Origin of the sequence: Paraburkholderia sp. RL17-373-BIF-A, from assembly GCF_046030175.1 — a bacterium.
Lineage (GTDB): Bacteria > Pseudomonadota > Gammaproteobacteria > Burkholderiales > Burkholderiaceae > Paraburkholderia.
Window position 1 is genome coordinate 1 of sequence record NZ_JARESO010000101.1, and the last position, 16107, is coordinate 16107.

Annotated in this window: 13 protein-coding genes and 1 pseudogene; 4 read left to right on the forward strand and 10 right to left on the reverse strand. The window is 59.5% G+C overall.

What is annotated here, in order from left to right; genetic code table 11:
- From P0D80_RS46455 to ligD, 3 genes are all read left to right on the forward strand, one after another.
- Positions 1–335: ATP-binding protein (locus P0D80_RS46455; protein WP_408294585.1), on the forward strand; the 335-nt coding region annotated here is incomplete at its 5' end.
- A 612-nt stretch (positions 336–947) separates the two neighbouring features.
- Positions 948–1244: a hypothetical protein gene (locus P0D80_RS46460; RefSeq protein ID WP_408294588.1), complete on the forward strand. Its 297-nt coding sequence runs from the start codon at positions 948–950 to the stop codon at positions 1242–1244.
- 1 nt (position 1245) lies between these two features.
- Positions 1246–3216: a DNA ligase D gene (ligD, locus tag P0D80_RS46465; RefSeq protein ID WP_408294590.1), complete on the forward strand. Its 1971-nt coding sequence runs from the start codon at positions 1246–1248 to the stop codon at positions 3214–3216.
- A gap of 559 nt (positions 3217–3775) precedes the next feature.
- Here the strand turns inward: ligD and P0D80_RS46470 are convergent.
- From P0D80_RS46470 to ku, 4 genes and pseudogenes are all read right to left on the reverse strand, one after another.
- A pseudogene (locus P0D80_RS46470) lies at positions 3776–4798 on the reverse strand (IS30 family transposase).
- Between the two features lie 9 nt (positions 4799–4807).
- Entirely contained in the window at positions 4808–5899 is a 1092-nt protein-coding gene (locus P0D80_RS46475; protein ID WP_408294592.1) for an FRG domain-containing protein, read from the reverse strand.
- A 296-nt stretch (positions 5900–6195) separates the two neighbouring features.
- The gene (locus P0D80_RS46480; RefSeq protein ID WP_408294595.1) at positions 6196–7140 is read right to left on the reverse strand and encodes a tetratricopeptide repeat protein; all 945 of its coding nucleotides are present in this window, start codon (positions 7138–7140) and stop codon (positions 6196–6198) included.
- Positions 7137–8054: a non-homologous end joining protein Ku gene (gene ku, locus P0D80_RS46485; RefSeq protein WP_408294598.1), complete on the reverse strand. Its 918-nt coding sequence runs from the start codon at positions 8052–8054 to the stop codon at positions 7137–7139. Before ku ends, P0D80_RS46480 begins: the two co-directional genes overlap by 4 nt.
- Before the next feature lie 177 nt (positions 8055–8231).
- Here ku and P0D80_RS46490 point away from each other — a divergent pair, with 177 nt between their 5' ends.
- Positions 8232–8444, forward strand: a complete 213-nt coding sequence (locus P0D80_RS46490) for a hypothetical protein (RefSeq protein ID WP_408294601.1) — start codon at positions 8232–8234, stop codon at positions 8442–8444.
- Between the two features lie 278 nt (positions 8445–8722).
- Here the strand turns inward: P0D80_RS46490 and P0D80_RS46495 are convergent, their stop codons facing one another.
- The 6 genes from P0D80_RS46495 to P0D80_RS46520 all read right to left on the reverse strand — a co-directional run.
- Positions 8723–8989, reverse strand: a complete 267-nt coding sequence (locus P0D80_RS46495; RefSeq protein WP_408294604.1) for a hypothetical protein — start codon at positions 8987–8989, stop codon at positions 8723–8725.
- Between the two features lie 942 nt (positions 8990–9931).
- Complete coding sequence (locus P0D80_RS46500; RefSeq protein WP_035485707.1) at positions 9932–10231, reverse strand: DUF2471 family protein; 300 nt, start codon at positions 10229–10231, stop codon at positions 9932–9934.
- 20 nt (positions 10232–10251) lie between these two features.
- A complete protein-coding gene (locus tag P0D80_RS46505; RefSeq protein ID WP_408294608.1) occupies positions 10252–11775 on the reverse strand; it encodes a helix-hairpin-helix domain-containing protein in 1524 nt (507 codons plus the stop codon).
- Positions 11776–11924: 149 nt separating this feature from the next.
- Positions 11925–12359 (reverse strand): hypothetical protein, encoded by a 435-nt coding sequence (locus P0D80_RS46510; protein WP_408294610.1) that lies wholly within the window; start codon positions 12357–12359, stop codon positions 11925–11927.
- Positions 12340–14169, reverse strand: a complete 1830-nt coding sequence (locus P0D80_RS46515) for a hypothetical protein (protein ID WP_408294613.1) — start codon at positions 14167–14169, stop codon at positions 12340–12342. Before P0D80_RS46515 ends, P0D80_RS46510 begins: the two co-directional genes overlap by 20 nt.
- 185 nt (positions 14170–14354) lie before the next feature.
- Positions 14355–16107, reverse strand: a 1753-nt coding sequence (locus tag P0D80_RS46520) for a hypothetical protein (protein WP_408294616.1), incomplete at its 5' end; no start/stop codon positions are given.

Here is a 16107-nt window from a genome sequence, read left to right on the forward strand (position 1 = left end):
CCCTCTGCTTAACGTTTTGCATAACGTTACTGGATGACCTGTCGTATGTGCGAAAGGACCAGGCGGAAACCAGCGTGCTGTTCGAGCTGATCGCCGAGCGGTATGAGCGCAAAAGTCTTCTGATAACGGCCAATCAGCCGTTCTCGGGCTGGAATGATGTCTTCCCTGACCCCGGCATGACGGTGGCCGCCATCGACCGGCTGGTCCATCACTCGACGATCTTCGAGCTGAACGTCGAAAGCTACCGGCGCCGCAAAGCCAGCGACAAACAGAAGGAGCGACGCCGTCAATTACCCACTGACAACCCGAACGGAGCGACAACCATGGCCAGCTAAACAGCGACAATCACCTCGGCCGACCGGCCAAGATGAATGTCGGTAAACCGGACCTTCTGCTTGACGCTGTCCACCCGGAGAAGATCACGACGGCAGCCTCTCCGTCGTCGGCGGCAACGATGGCATGTATTGGCTTGATGACGTCGGTCGTTCCGTCCTGTCGCAAGACGCCTGAGACTATGAACCTCGCTGGCTGCCGGACATGCCAGCCGATGTGTGCGCCGCGTTCGTCCGCAGAGGCGGGTGCTGCTCCTTGCAAAGTGACGACAGTTACGAAAGCGGCAACTATCGGGGCTTTGCCCGCTGCGATTGTAAGATGCGTGCTCATGCTTCGAGATTGATTGCGGTCGTGTCGCGTCATAAATTCCTCGATGGTTGTCAATTCCATCGTACTGGCGCGCGCGGGTTGTCAAGTTCGCCCTTTCAATCACGGCAGGCGGGTATGCGGTGGTCAGGGAGCGGATTGCGGCTCACTGGTTATCGGCGGAACAGCAGAAAACTGAATCCTGTCGAGCGCGCAGACGCGCCGGTATGGAAACTGCTGTGGAATCACGATGGCCGCACCGCAACGCGCGCGTTTCCGCCCTCGAACGGGCGAAGGGAAGGAGGCTTATGACTCGTCACGATTTTTTACGCCAGCTTGCAATGATGCTCCGCGATCTGCCCCAAGGCACGGTTGCGGACCTGAACGACTGCATGGTCGCGTATTGGAACGGCTACTCAGTGGCCTTCGCCTTCCTGTGTGAGCGCGGAACAGGCGCCGTCGACGAGGAGTTCGACCTGGACGATTATGTCTGGGAGGACTGGCGACCGGCGTTCGAAAGCTGGGTGGCGGACCCGGTGTTCAGCAGCCGTCCCGAGGTGAAGCAGTGGCTGATGGATGCGCCGCCGCACGAGGGCGGTGTGTGAAATGGGGCGCTGGAGCCGGGGGCGGTCGAAAACCGCTGTCGTTCCACCAGGAGCGCGGGGCGGGACGGGCTTGCCAGCGTTGATACAGCCGCAACTGGCTACACTGGTGGGTCGTCCGCCGAAGGGAGGCGACTGGTCCTACGAAATCAAGTTCGACGGCTACCGCGTGATGACGCGCATTGAGGGCGGTGCGGCGACGATCTTCACTCGCAACGGGCACGACTGGACAGAGCGGATGCCCCGTCTTGCCGAAGCCTGCAAGGCGCTTCACGTCGACGATGCCTGGCTCGATGGGGAGGCGGTCGTACTTGATTCAAACGGTCAGCCCGATTTCAACGCGCTGCAGAACGCGTTCGACCGGCGCAGCACCGCCGAAATCGTGATGTTCGTGTTCGACATCCTCTGGCTGAACGGGACCGATCTTCGGGAACAGCCGCTGCGTGCGCGCCGGGCGCTGTTGCGTGAACTGATGGCGGAGCAGACGTCCGACGTGATCCGCTTCTCCGAGGACTTTCCGCAGGACCCGGTGTCTCTCGTGGCGTCGGCGTGCAAAATGAAACTCGAAGGCATCATCGGTAAGCGGGGAGACGCGCCGTACCAATCGGGCCGGTCGCCCGCCTGGATCAAACTAAAATGCACCACCCGCCAGGAATTTGTCGTCGGCGGCTTCACGCGCGCGAAGGGCACGCGCTCCGGCGTGCATTCGCTGCTGCTGGGCGTCTATGAGAAAGACGGCTCCCTGCGATATGCCGGCAGCGTCCGGCCTTATTTCTCAACCCGCGCCACGTCCGCCTTTCTGTCGAGAGCAGAGCCAGTACGCCGCGAAGCCACCGCTTTCTACAACCCGCCAAAGCCTGAAAAGGAGCGCGACTATCTGTGGCTTGATCCGTCGATCGTCGTTGAATGCTCGTTCCTCGAATGGACGCCGGGCGGCGAAGTGCGCCACCCCATTTTTCATGCGGTGCGAGAGGACAAGCCAGCGTCTGCGGTCAGCGAGGAGCCGATGGTCGCAGTGGAGGGCGACGAACCCGTTGAGGCCGACGCAGGTTCGACACGTGAGGTGCCCGGGCCAAAAGGTGCGCTGAGAATTGGCAACGTCCGGATATCGAACCCGCAGCGGGTGATGGACCCGGTGACAGGACACACGAAGCGGGAGATGGTCGAGTATTACGCCGCGATTGCGGAGTGGGCCTTGCCGCATCTGCATAACCGGCCGCTTGCACTGGTACGGGCACCGGAGGGTATCAAGGGCGAACTGTTCTTCCAGAAGCACAGTGAGCGAGCGACCATTCCGGGCATCGAGGAACTGCCGACCGAACTGCATCCGCGCCATCCGCCACTCCTTGTTGCCAACTCGGCCGAAGCGCTTGTGGGCCTTGCGCAAATGTCCGTCGTTGAATTGCATACTTGGAACGCCGTCGCGCCGGATCTCGCGCATCCCGACCGTGTCATTTTCGATCTTGATCCAGACCCGGCGCTGCCGTGGTCGGTCATGCTCGAAGCGGTCGCACTACTGAAAGTCGTGCTCGATGAACTGGGGCTGAGATCGTTCCCCAAGACGAGCGGCGGGAAAGGCTTTCATGTCATAGTGCCATTGACGCGCCGACAGGGGTGGAGCGAGACAAAGGCGTTTTCTCATGCGGTCGCCCGCCATATGGCGCGGGTCGTGCCTCAGCGATTCTCAGCGGTGCTCGGGCCGAAGAACCGCGTTGGCAAGATTTTCATCGACTATCTACGTAACAGTCGGGGCGCGAGCACGGTCGCAGCGTTTTCTGTGCGAGCGAGGTCAGGCATGGGTGTGTCGATGCCTGTCTCGTGGGACGAGATCAGGGAAGTGAGCCGGGGCGACGAGTGGACGATGCGGACAGCCATCGAGCGTCAGCGATCGCTCAAGGCCGACCCGTGGCCGGACTACTGGCAGACCCGGCAGGGCATCACTGCGGCCATGCGGCGCGCAGTGGGTATGAATTGAGTGCGCTGGCGCGCCAGCTCCCTTCGACGTGCTCCGACGCCGAGCATCCGGCAACACTGGCACACTCATGCCGACGGGCACAAACCGACCCTGAGGCGCCATTGAAACCGACCTACGTCAACGGTCGTTTCCCAGGTACAACGGTCATTGCTCCGTTCGAGTAGGTCGTCAAATCCCGGACTGAGCCGCCATTTGCAGATCGGCGTGGCCGAGGAGCAAGAACGCCAGCGTGTACCACGATCGAATGCTGACCGCGCCACCTGAACATTCCGTGTACTGACAAAGGCGCTTTGTTGCCCCGGCGACCCTCTATAGGAGGAATCGCGCAACCACTGATACCCGCATTGGCCGATAAGACAGCCGATGCGTTACCGGTGTCCCTTCCACTTTCGCCGGTTTCAACCCTATCGTGTAATCACTGCGCAAACAGCCGTTCGCGCAATTCTTCGCAGGCTCCATCGAGGCCGGGGAACAACGAGCCTGCTGTGATGCCCATCAAGGCAAGCTCTTTCATCACTGTTTCCCTCGGCGGTTTCAAGAGTGAAGCGCAACAGCGGGTTTAATGTTTAGAGCCATGAGGTTGACTTGCGGAAGCAAGGGTCGCAGCGAAGACCTCGAATGGCGAATGGAAGGCGTGAGTCGCGCGAGGCCGGCTGTTCAGGCTGTCGGCAATGGCGTCGAGTTCGTCCTGACTGTAGACCGAAAGGTCTGTGCCTTTGGGCAGATACTGGCGCAGCAGGCCGTTGGTGTTTTCACAAGTGCCGCGTTGCCATGGACTGTGCGGGTCGCAGAAGTACACCTTCACGCCGGTCGCGGCGGTAAGTTCTTTATGCCGCGACATTTCTTTGCCCTGGTCGTAGGTGAAGCTCTGCCGGAATGGCTCGGCAATCGAATTGAGTTTGGCGGAGAAGGCCGCCAGTGCTGAAGCGGCAGTGGCGTCTTCCATCTTCGCCAGCAGCACCAGGCGGCTGGTCCTTTCGACCAGAACGCCTACCGACGACTGGTTGCCTGCACCCTTGATGAAGTCGCCCTCCCAGTGCCCGGGCAGCAATCGGTCTTCGATTTCAGGCGGGCGCACATGGATGCTGACCATGTCCGGAATCTGTCCGCGACGGTCTGTGCCCCGTGTGCGCGGCATGCGCGTGCTGTGACCATGGCGTAGGCAGGCAATGAGCTGACGGCGCAGTTCGCCGCGCGGCTGGGCATAGATGGCGGTGTAGACGGTCTCGTGCGAGACGTGCTGGGTCGGGTCGGTCGGATACATACGCTTCAGTGTGCCCGATATCTGCTGGGGCGACCATTTCCACTCGAGCAGGGTGAGAACGATGCGCCAGCAGACGCTTTGCAGGCAAAGCTTTGTGGGGCGGCGACCCGCACTGCGGCGTGCGGCACTGAGCGCTTCGGCCGGCACGCTCGCCTAGCCGGCGGGCGAGCTGTTTCGCGCCAGTTCACGGCTAACGGTGGCTGGCGAGCGTCCGAGTGTCCGAGCCATGGCCCGGACACTCGAACCCTGCAAAAGCAGACTCGCAATGGTCAAGCGCTCTTCGGGTTGAAGTTGTTGATACGGAGTTCGTTCGTGCATCGCAACACCTTATACGAAACAGGTGTTGCACTTCAGATTTGAGGCCGCCCTCTCTTTTACCGGGATGTCGATCGCATAGACGTATTGGTGCTGTCGCGTCTGCTCAACGGCCTTTATGTATGACTCGACGTCGTCCACGTTCGTCAGCGCTGAGAGCGCCTGCTGAGGAATGAGGCGTTCATTCTCGATCGCCAAAAATTCCATCAGCGAGAAGTGAGGACGGACGGGTGCAGTGATCGGTATTTGGGGGGTGTCCTCTCGCCATTTCGCCTGATCGAACCGGAAGATGCGGATGTACCCCGCATTTGGCTTCCTCGAAGCAGCAATCGTTATGTGTCTGAAGGCGAAGAACGCAGCAACGTACGGCGAGTACGTCCAATCGATCAGAGGCGTTGGGAACCCGTGGTGTTGCGCAAGGTGGAGAAGAGCGCCGAGCTGGTCGCTGTCGGCGCGATTGAAAATATGCTTTGTACGCGCACTAAGATGTCGGTGGAGCGTGGCGAGATCGTCAAACGTGTATCTGAACAGATCAGAGCGGTTCGTGCGATGGAAATGCGACCGAAGCCGCCAGGGCTTTTGCTGTCCCCTGAAAATAAACTTACGTGTTTCCAGGCACGACACGTGACGCTTAAATGCATCCCAACTCATTCGCTTCGACGGGATATCGGAAGGACGGTCTGGATCGTTGCGTGTTAGCCGCGCTGAACCCTCCATACCTATATCAGAGCTCCAATCGACCACCATATTCGTACCGGTCCACCGTATCCGAGCCTGAGCCTTCGTCGCGATTCGGATTTCCGGTGGGAACACCTCCTGAACCTGATGCGGTGGTACGAGATATGTTGGGTTCTTCGGATGCGTCGGTTGGAGCACGATGGTTGTGAATGCGCCATCAGCCCCGAGATAGATTTCGTCAATGCGCCCGACGATGACCGGTCCATTCGACCCTTCCCCAGGAAATAACATAGCGCTGCCCACCGTGTGGTCCGAACGCATCTCAAGGTCGATGACTATATCGCCAGCCCACTCAGTCGCACGAAAATTGCCAATCCACTGGCCGATCAGCGGTGCCGGTAGTGTTGGTCTTTTTGCTTTTGTCATTCGTGCGAGTCTATGTCATTTTGGAGAAGACTCGGCACTGCTTCTGCAGTGCCGCGAAGGAATCGTACCACTACGGCGTGCCACATCAGTGCCCGCAGTCTCGTTATGCTTTGGTTCAATAGGATGCAAATGTGCAAAGGCCGATGAGGTGACCTGCATCCCCGCGTTGCATCGGCCGCTTCCAGTGGCGCACCAGTCGCCCGAGTGACCATACTTCGTTGCCTCCGAAGGTCGCTCGTTGGCCGATTACCGCCCGATGCGCTGGGCCTTGGCCGCGGCGCAGTGTCGGCGGTCGCTTAGCCGTTGGAGCGCCGCCATGCGCTGAGATGGCGGATAACGGCCTGCGAGTCGCCGTTCTGCTCGTGAAGTCGCGTCAGGTGCCGTAAGGCTTCTTCGTTCCGCGGGTTGATCTCAAGGCAGCGCCCATAGGCTGCCACAGCCTCGTCAAGCCGCCCCAGTTCCTCCAGAAGGACAGCGTAATTCAGCGCCGCCTGGTCGTTCTTTCCGTTGATCTCGACACAGCGCAGATAGCTGGCAGCGGCTTCTTTGAGTCGCCCGGCTTCTTCAAGCAGCACGGCGCGGTTTGCATGCAGCAGTTCGGTATCGGCGAAATGCTGGAGCGCCTCCTCGAACACCTCGAGTGCGTGCCCGCAGCGATTCTGGTCGCTGGCAAGCAGGGCGCCTAGATTGTTATAAGCGTGAAAGTCAGGCTCGGGCGACAGCTCGATCGCCTTGCGGTACGCGGCCTCCGCACCGACCGGATCGGTCGCCTGCAACTGTTCCGCGAGCGAATACCAGTCTTGCGCCTGCTTACGGCGTGCGCCAAGGCTGGCCGGCGCGTTATCAAGAAACGTCACTTCGCCTTTTACGTCCGCAACCTCGAAGTCCAGCAGTAGCTGCCCAGAGACGGCATCCCACTGCGCATCGCCGGTCGTGACGGCTACCGCGTCACCGACGGCTGTGATGCGCACGCCGGAAAGGGGCGCGGCATCCGGCAACTGGTCCCTGATACGCGAGAGGGCTTTCAAAATCCGGCGGGGCGGTATCCTAGATCCCCGCAGTCTCAGTGCGGTGCGAAGCAGAACGACCTCGCGGAACGTGAAGCGCAAATCGTTGCGCGCGCCGTGTGAGGGCTCCACAAACCCGGCGTCGATGAGAATTCGGAGGGCGCGCCGCGAGACCCCGAGAAGCGACTGCACTTCCCGGAGCGAAAATGTATGGTCGGCAGAGCGGTCTGTCACCGCCGCGCCCGGGTCCTGGTGGGCGCGGCGACTGGCTCCTCGGCCTTTTCTGCCCGTTTCACGGTCTTGCGTGGTTTGGCAGGAAGTTCAGCGACCGGGGCGGCGGGCTTCGCGCGCGAAGGCGACGGGCTGCGTTTCGCATTTCTTGCCAGACTGGCGCGCAGCGCCTCCATCAGGTCAATGACCTGGCCGCCATCGGCTGCTGTCTCTTCCTGAGGCGTGACGATCTGTTTGCCTGCAATCTTCGCGTCGATCGCTTCGAGAACGCGTTTCTTTTCCCTGTCCTCGTACTGGCTCGGGTCGTAGCTTTCTGCCTCGCCCTGTTCAATTATCTTCAGGGCAAGCTGTAATTCGTTGTCCGTGACAGATGCGTCCTCAATGTCCAGGTCTTTCAGAGAGCGAACTGCGTCGCCCCATAGCAGTTGCTGGAAAATGAGGCCGTCGTCGGTTGCCCGCACTTGCACCATGTGGGTCTTCCCCTTCCAGTTCCACGATGCCAGTGCGCAACGTTCACTCGCGAGAAGCGCCTTTTTGAGGAGGCTATACGGCTTGCCACCGCGCTTGTCCGGTGTGATGAAGTACGCCTTGTCGTAATAGACCGGGTCAATCGAGCGGTCGGGCAGAAAGGCCAGAATCTCAACGATGTGACTCGGGCTTTCTTCGAGCGCCTTCAGTTCGTCCTTAGTGAAGACGACGAACTTCTCTTTCTCGAACTCGTAGCCTTTCTGCATCTCGGCGCGCTCGACCACCTTCCCCGTGGCTTTCGACACATATTGTTGCTGGACGCGCGAGCCGTCCGGGGCAAGGAGGTTGAAGCTGATGGTCTCGGACGCCGACGTCGCGGAGTACAGGCGCACGGGAATGGACACCAGTCCAAACGATAATGAAAGCGATGCGATCGAACGGGCAGCCATGAACGTCTCCTGATGTCAGAAGAAAGGAGGCGATCTGCGCCTCGGGGCCGTTGCTAAGAGCTTAGCACTCGTTCTTGCGCCGGCGGTGGCGATACCAGCAGGTGACGTTCCAGCCGCGGAGTAGGCGCAAGGTTTGCTTCAAGGGTTGCCATCTTTCACGTAAAAAGGAGAATCCAGATGGCAGACCAGCACAAGCCCGGCGAGATTGTTAAGACGTCAGGCATTTATAAGGTCGTGAAGGAGGGCGGTAACGGGCCGGAATTCGAGGTCACGTGCGTTGAAGGCGAGCACTTTCCGCCGACGCGCTCCGGCAAGGGCGCGCATTACGAGCTCGTTCACGGCGCAACGCACTCACACAAGCACAGCGAGCTTGGGAGCGGCGATCAGTAAGGTCCGGCCGTCGGGCGGCTTAAGGTTGGAGTTCGTCGCAACTGCACCAGCGTGAACTATAAAGAGAAGTTCACACACGGAGGGCGCCATGTGGATATGCAACGGCTGTCAAATGCTGACCACGCTGGAGGTTGCCGAGCCCCAGATCGATGACTCCGGGCTCTACTTCACATGTCCAGTGTGTCACCGCCGCAATCCGTTGGTGGCCCTTCCGCGTAAAGACCCGGACGACCCGCTGGAGTTGGAGCAGGTCCGGCCAGCGCGTCGCGACGCCCCACTCAGCGACGCGGGTACATGATCTCTGCGGCCTCGTTCAGTTCGCTGCGCCCGACGACATCCAGAGGCGTCAGGCTCTTCCCGCACTTCGGGCAAGCGGGTTTCGCCTCGGCAAACAGAGTGTCGCCCCCTTCGTAAGTGCCGTTGCCCGACAGATCCCGCAGCCAGACGTGGTACCACCCGTCCGGCGACGTTGGGTCGTAAGTTTGTACGATCGACCCCCGGTGACCGCAGGCACAGGCGACGTAAGTGAAAGTGTGAATCATCATTCGGGGCTCCCCGTGCGCGACGTCTAGCCCGAAGACGAATGGTCCAGCCACTCCAGAAGAGAGGGGCGCAACGAGAAAGTTGGCCGGTTCAACCACGCTGCGACCTCGCCCCGTATCTCCGGCAGCAGGTCCTCGAGTTCCACGGGAAGATCGACAACGCCAGGCTCGTCGACAGACAAGCTGGCTCCCTGCAGCCGCCCACCGTCCCAGTACAGCACCGCGCCGCTTGTAATGTCGGCGGTCGTGCACGGGCGGGCGGTCGCGAAGGAGCATGCCGATATTTGTGCAGTGCTCCTGTAGTTCAGCGTCGAGCGCCGCCCTCGCGTACGTCCGCCGGCTCAGACCAGCCGTCACGTAAGCCAACTTCACAAAGGCGAAGGCTCGCTTACCGAGGTCCTCCTCGCTGCAGCCTGAATACGCGCAGAAATGCGCAAAATCGTCCAACGGTGTGTGGCCCAATTCATTCTTCGGTAGCTCGCGCTTGCCGATGATGAGTTCGAGTAGGCGGTCGGGTTCGCCGTAGCACATGACATTTCTCCCGATAGTGGCAGGATGTCGAGCAAAACGGATTCCCGCTCGCAACTGCGGTGGTTTGCGGAAACGCGCCGCAGGGATTCAGCGCGGACGCCAAAGACGCGGTGAGACAAGCGGGGTTACCCGCCACATTTCTCCGTCCCGGCTTGCCGTGGCGTACGGGGTTCGCATGGCCCCGAGCTTGATCAGCGTGGCCCCGCTGGTGCTTGTGTACTGAAAGCCCATGCGTTTTAGCGCCTCCGTGCAAAATCGACGGCGAAGGGTGGCATAAATCTTCGGTTGTCTGCGATGCGTCACTGGCGTTCTCCGTGCCGATTGGTCTACGCTTTGTACGGTAGGCTAACCCGATGTCAAGGGACGGCTCTCCCGCGCCCGACCGTTCAAGCCGCTATTTTCGGCGTTCGCGCCCTAATGAACCTGTCGCCAGGCGCGGTCGAGGGCGGCGAACACGATCGGCACAAAGTCGTGCCCCTCGAAGGAGGCGGGACGGTCATCATTGGGGTAGGACAGGACAGCCGGAGCGCAGATCATCTGTAGCAGACGGTCGCTGAAGCGCCCTCCCGACGAGACTTCACTCAGCACTTCTTCTTCCATCTGGTGAAGCAGCTTCCAGGTCAGCACACCCTTGGATCGGTGTCGCTCGATCACGCGCGGGATGACTTCCTCGGCGGCCGCCTGCGCATCAAACAACACGTTGTAGTTCGCCATCGACATCTCTCCTATTGAATTCAGTGAAAATTCCGGCTTGCCGTCGGCAGTTCGCCCAGCAGATGCGACACGTCGACGAGCCGCTGCGCGACCAGATGCCTGACGTCGCCTTCGCATTGCCAAACGCCATAGACAGCGAGAAGCGATGATCCCAACGCCTCGCGCCGCTGCCGCTCGAGCACGGACTCCCATACGATCACATTGACCGACCCGGTCTCGTCTTCCAGCGTCATGAACATCACGCCGTTTGCCGTGCCGGGGCGCTGGCGCACGGTCACGATGCCGCAGCCACGCGCGAGCTGCCCATTGCGATAGCGCATCAGCGCTTCGGCTGGCATCAGGCGCATGGCCAGCAGCTTTTCGCGCAGCAGCGCGAGCGGGTGCCGGCGGAGCGTCAGGCCGGTCGAGCGGTAGTCCGCAATCAGATCCTGTCCTTCCGTCGGTGCGGTGAGCGTCGGCGCTTCTTCCTCGCGAGCGGTGGCCCGCAACAGATCCTTCTCCGGCACCGCGGCGACTGCTGCCCATAGCGCCTGACGCCGGTCGCCGGCGAGCCGCTTCAGTGCATTGGCGGCCGCAAGCACCTGAAGGTCGTGGCGATCAAGCTGTGCGCGGTTGGCGAGGTCGGCCACGTCGCGGAACTGCCTCACGGCGCGTGCGGCTTCAATGCGCCGGGCGGATTCCTCGCGCATGCCGCGCGCCACGGACATGCCGAGACGCACCGGCGCCATACTCCCGTCGCCTTCCATCGTTGAATCCCATCCACTGATCGTCACATCGACCGGCAGCACGCCCACGCCGTGCCGTTTCGCGTCCTGCACAAGCTGCGAGGGCGAATAGAAGCCCATCGGCTGGCTGTTGAGCATTGCGCATAGGAACGCGGCTGGTTCGTGGCGTTTGAGCCAGCAGCTTGCGTAGACGAGGAGCGCGAAGCTCGCCGCGTGGCTCTCCGGAAAGCCGTATTCGCCGAAGCCTTGTATTTGCGCAAAGATGGACTCGGCGAATTCCCGGTCATAGCCGCGCTGCAGCATGCCTTCCACGATGCGGTCGTGATAGTGCTGCAGTCCGCCCTTGCGTTTCCACGCGGCCATCGCGCGGCGCAGCTGGTCGGCCTCGCCGGCGCTGAACCCCGCGGCGAGCATGGCGACCTGCATGACCTGCTCCTGGAAAATCGGCACGCCGAGCGTGCGCTTCAGTGCCTGCTCGACGTCCGGACTCCGATAGGAAACGGGCTCGATGCCCTGTCGCCGACGAAGGTAAGGATGAACCATGCCGCCCTGCACAGGCCCTGGTCTGACAATAGCGACCTCGATCACGAGGTCGTAGACCTCGCGTGGCTTCAGGCGCGGCAGCATGCTCATCTGGGCCCGCGATTCGATCTGGAACACGCCGACGGTGTCGGCCGCACAGATCATGTCATACGTCGCCTCGTCCTCGGGCGGAATGTCCTGCATTTCGAAAGGCTCGCCGCGCTGCTGCGACACCAGTTCAAGGGTGCGGCGAATCGCCGACAGCATGCCGAGCGCGAGCACGTCGATTTTCAGCAAACCAAGCGCTTCCAGGTCGTCCTTACAACCGAGAATCGCACGCCTATGGACATAGGCAAAAGGGGCGTCGGCAAAAGCGCTGACGAGCGAGCCTTATGTCCATAGCGATTCAGTAAAGGAGACCTTCTCCAGCACGATTACGTCCATGCCTAGCTTCGACCAATGACAGTGGGCGGCGGCATGAGTTCATCGATCTGACGCTGCAACGAGTGCACTTGCTGTGTCAGTTCCAGAATACGCCTGCTCGCGCTTGAGACCAGCGATTGTGCCATGTCTCGCTGCCTCAAGGCATCGGTGAGCCGGTCCTGCAGCGTTCTCCTGCTGTTGCGAAGCTTGATGCGCGCATGACGCTGCGACGGGTGATCAGCCGTGTGTAGCTCGATATATGCCTGGATCTCTCGGATCAACGCTGGAAACCGGGACTTCTTGAGTGCAGACGGGTCGCAACCGGCTTCGCGGGCAACGTTATTTTGTGTAACGGCGGCTCCGCGCAACAACACTTCCGGCTCGCCGTTCTTGATTCGTTCAAAGGCTTGCCGGAAGCGCATTTCGGCATTCACGGCGTCAACTGTTTTCAACGACATTCAGATATTTCTCCATCCCATTGCACTCCATTTGTAGCGCGTTATAGCGCGGACTGCCTTTTGGCAGCCGGGACAATTGCTCCCTTGCTGACAACAAATCCTGCCGGATTTGCTTCTCCTTGGCCTTATCAAAAAGTACCTCAGAACAAGGCTTCCCACCATCGCTGCCCGCGCATCGAGCAATCGATTTAATGCCACCGTATTCGCACACGCCGGCTTTCATGCAACCGCCAAGCCGGTGCTCACGGAATGTCACCTTACCGCTCTTGGCCCACGTGACCAACGTTTTTGCTTCTTTCTCGCTAATCAGATTTACAAGAAGCGCGTCCTTTCGCTCCGGTGAGCAGGGGGAAATAAAACGTTCGCTCATCACTGACTCAAACTGAGCAGCCATTGTTTCGTACATCGCCGTGACTATGGCGGTCTGCACATGCTCGTTAAGGCGTAATCTGGTATACCCACGACCGTAGTAGAGGGGCATCAATCGAGAGCTATGCTTCATATGCTGTTGCATAGAGACATCTGATATGAGACCCGACGCGAACATGTTCACGGCACCGGTGCGTCGATATTGGTGCCAAGCCAAAGGCCATATCTTCCCGACAGCAAACTCGTCTTCTGGCAAGTTCGGTGTCAGCCGGCGCGCAAGCTTGAGGTCCTCACTGGTAATGCGCAATTGATCAGGGTCCATCAGCTTTGGATAGATCTCCAAGTATTGCTTCAGACTCCAGGTTTCGGCGCGAATCTCATAAGTTTTGCGATTGCTAGTCACCCACGGTTCGGATGGTGAGCTGAGCAAAAATGGGTCGCGTTCGTCCGCGTCCGTTGTTGCGCGGGCTGGATTTTCCTTGTCACAGAGCATCCGGAGCCGGGCAATGACAGCCATGGCTTCAATGGCGACCCCGACGTTAGGGCTCGCAACCCAGCGGGCATCCGAGTCGGGATCCGTCTTGGTTGTCTCTCCACAAATCAGGGGAACTCGTCCCAGTTTTTCATCCTCTTCCCATACCAGACAGCTTACTCTGAGCGATGCGGCCTCGTTCCTGCGCTGAAGCGTGAAGTTTGCAATGTATGCGAGCCCCGCTGCGCTCACCAAGGTCATGTATGCGGACAACGAAGTCACGAGAAAGCGATCGGGCTGAACGTCTAGCCAGCGTGTGAGTAGACTACCGATACCGAATCGCTCCGCTGTTTGAGCGAATGGTCCATAGCTCGTGCCGGTGCTTCGGACTGTTTTGAACGGCGCTTTGAAACGATCTCTGTCGGGCTTAAACGCTTCCTGCAATGACCCATAATTCTCCGCATAGGCATCCAGGCAAAACATGTAACATGCCTTGAGTTGATCGTGGTGACTCAGGAAATCGTCAAGACACTCACGCAATCGATTGACCTGATACACCCAGATTCGCGGCGGGATGTAGGGCGTCTGAACCTCAACGTGATCTTTTCGGGCAGTCGCCAGGCGCTTCAGCCCTTCGGCGTCCAGAATAAAGAAACCGATCTGCGTTCGCGCGTCATAGAAGCGATGAAATTCGGTCAATAGGTTATCCGCTGTGCTTGGCGTCATCACGCTGGGAATCTGGTCTAGTACCCGTGGAAAGCGCATCAAACGATTCGCCGGAATGCCATTTTTGCTGCACAAAGCAATAACAGCCCGCATTCGGGTAAATTCTGATTTCAGCGTACTCGTCTTCCGCACGGCACGGTGCCCCCACATGCGCCAAGTCACCAGTCGTCTTAACAGGTCTGCATTTGCTGAATCTATCGGATCGGCTTTACAGACCTCGCCGTCACCGAAATTCAGCGTCATGGCTGTGCCTGCCATAGGGGATAGATCCCATATGGAATCGCCCCACAACGACAGGACTCTTCCCTTACGATCGATGCTCACAGGCCAGTCGCATGGCGGCGGCCAACTTGGAGGACGAAAACAGGATGCAGAGGAAGCCATCCAGTCTGGCTTCATCGCCAGACCGAATTCCGGTAACGAACTATTCATCCTGCTGTACCTTCCATGTTTACGATCAACGTCGCCCAATCGGGGTGGTAATGATCTTCCTCCATCCGTGTCAAAGATTCTTCAACCCACGCTCGTCGCGTCGAATTCGAATCCCGAAACCACACCAGTTTCTTGCTTATACGACCAATCGCATGATCAGCGGGATGCGTCACTACTGTTCCCTGAGGTGGGCGATATCGACCCGTCTCCAGAATTTTGAGATGTCTGAAGCAGCTCAATGCCCATACATAGTCTAACGAATCAATATCGCGATGATGCTCGCACCAGAGACAGCCTGATGGACGGATGCAGTCGGGTTCTGGCGCGCTCAGGGGCATGTCTCCCACTGCGGCAGGTGCGCCGTCACACTCGCCGGGCGCGATAGCCGCGACTGGTGAACGCTTGGCAAGGTGGGGATCAGCTTGCTGCCAGAACCGCGTGACTTCTCCGATCGTGCGTTGTAGCGATGGGATTTCGTAAGTTCCAAGCAGCGTTTGCTTGCGATGTTGGGCCATCTCTGCGATCAGATCGTGGTCACCGCTCCTTCGCAAGAGCCAATTAATCCTGGTGCTTCGCAGAAGTCTGGGCGGAATCCAGCGGACGCCCGCTTGCTTGCAAGCCTGCTGGATCTGCCAAAAGCTAGGAGCAGTCGATTCGAATGTCTTGAACCTGAACACCGGGAATAGGCGGCTATCGTCGGGGAAAACAGAACGTCGCCAGGTGAGGTAGCGCTCGAAATGACTGCGGTATTCCTTGAATATTTCGAAGAGTACCTCGCCGCTACGTCGCGGCTTGTAGTCGCGGACTTTGTAACCATCCACATCGCTGGCGGGGTTGAAATTACGCAACATTAGCTGATGTGCCTGAGCGGGATTCATTCCGGTCTGTGCGATGAACGTTAGCAGCTCGGCCAGAATACGCATGTTCGCAATTGGGTACCGGGTATCGAGGGTTTTCTTGCTCTCGAACAACCTCTTCCGTCTTTTGGCTCTCTCGATGTGACTCTTATCCGTTGACGGCACCTCAGAAGGGGCACGTCTTCCCGAGTAGTGGAGCAGTTCGCCGCCACCCGAGAGCGCGATACGAAGCGGCGTAGGGCCCCACAGCGCGTCGAGCGTGATCCCATCGCAAATATCTTGAAGCAACCGGCCGAACGCAAACGTCTCGGCCAGGTTCTGCTTGTCAGCTTTTACCCCGTGCAATTTTCGGGGCGATTTCGGCTTTTGCAATCGCGTCGACATAATGATCGCGGAAGGCCGTTCAAGTGCGAGGTCCAGGATCTGGCCGACCGCTCGGCCTCGCGAGTAGGCAGTGCGGTCTTTGTAGCTCTTCAGCACATGAACCTCGTGGACAAGCGAATCTGTCCAATGCAAATAAGCATCGGCAACGCCATTCAGGTCGAATGGATAGCCATGATCGTCGACCCATCTGACGAACCAGTTCAGCGCTATAACCTCGTTTCGAGCGGTCACTCGGGCGCCGCCAAGGACCATCTTCGACTGGATAGCGGCATGAATCGCCCGGACGAGTTCAACCCGATCCATTTGAATCGCACCCCAGCGCCCCGCCCGTATTTCGGAATAGACAGTCTTATGCCGCGCTCCGGCGGCGCCTATGTATAGCCAGCGCGACAAATCCCAGACGGTTTCGCCTGACCCAAGCGCTATCTCAGGGATCGTCAATTCATTTGGAGCCGGACTCTCAAGCATCAAACTTGTTCCAGTTGCGGTTGCTAATTCCCGAGAAAGG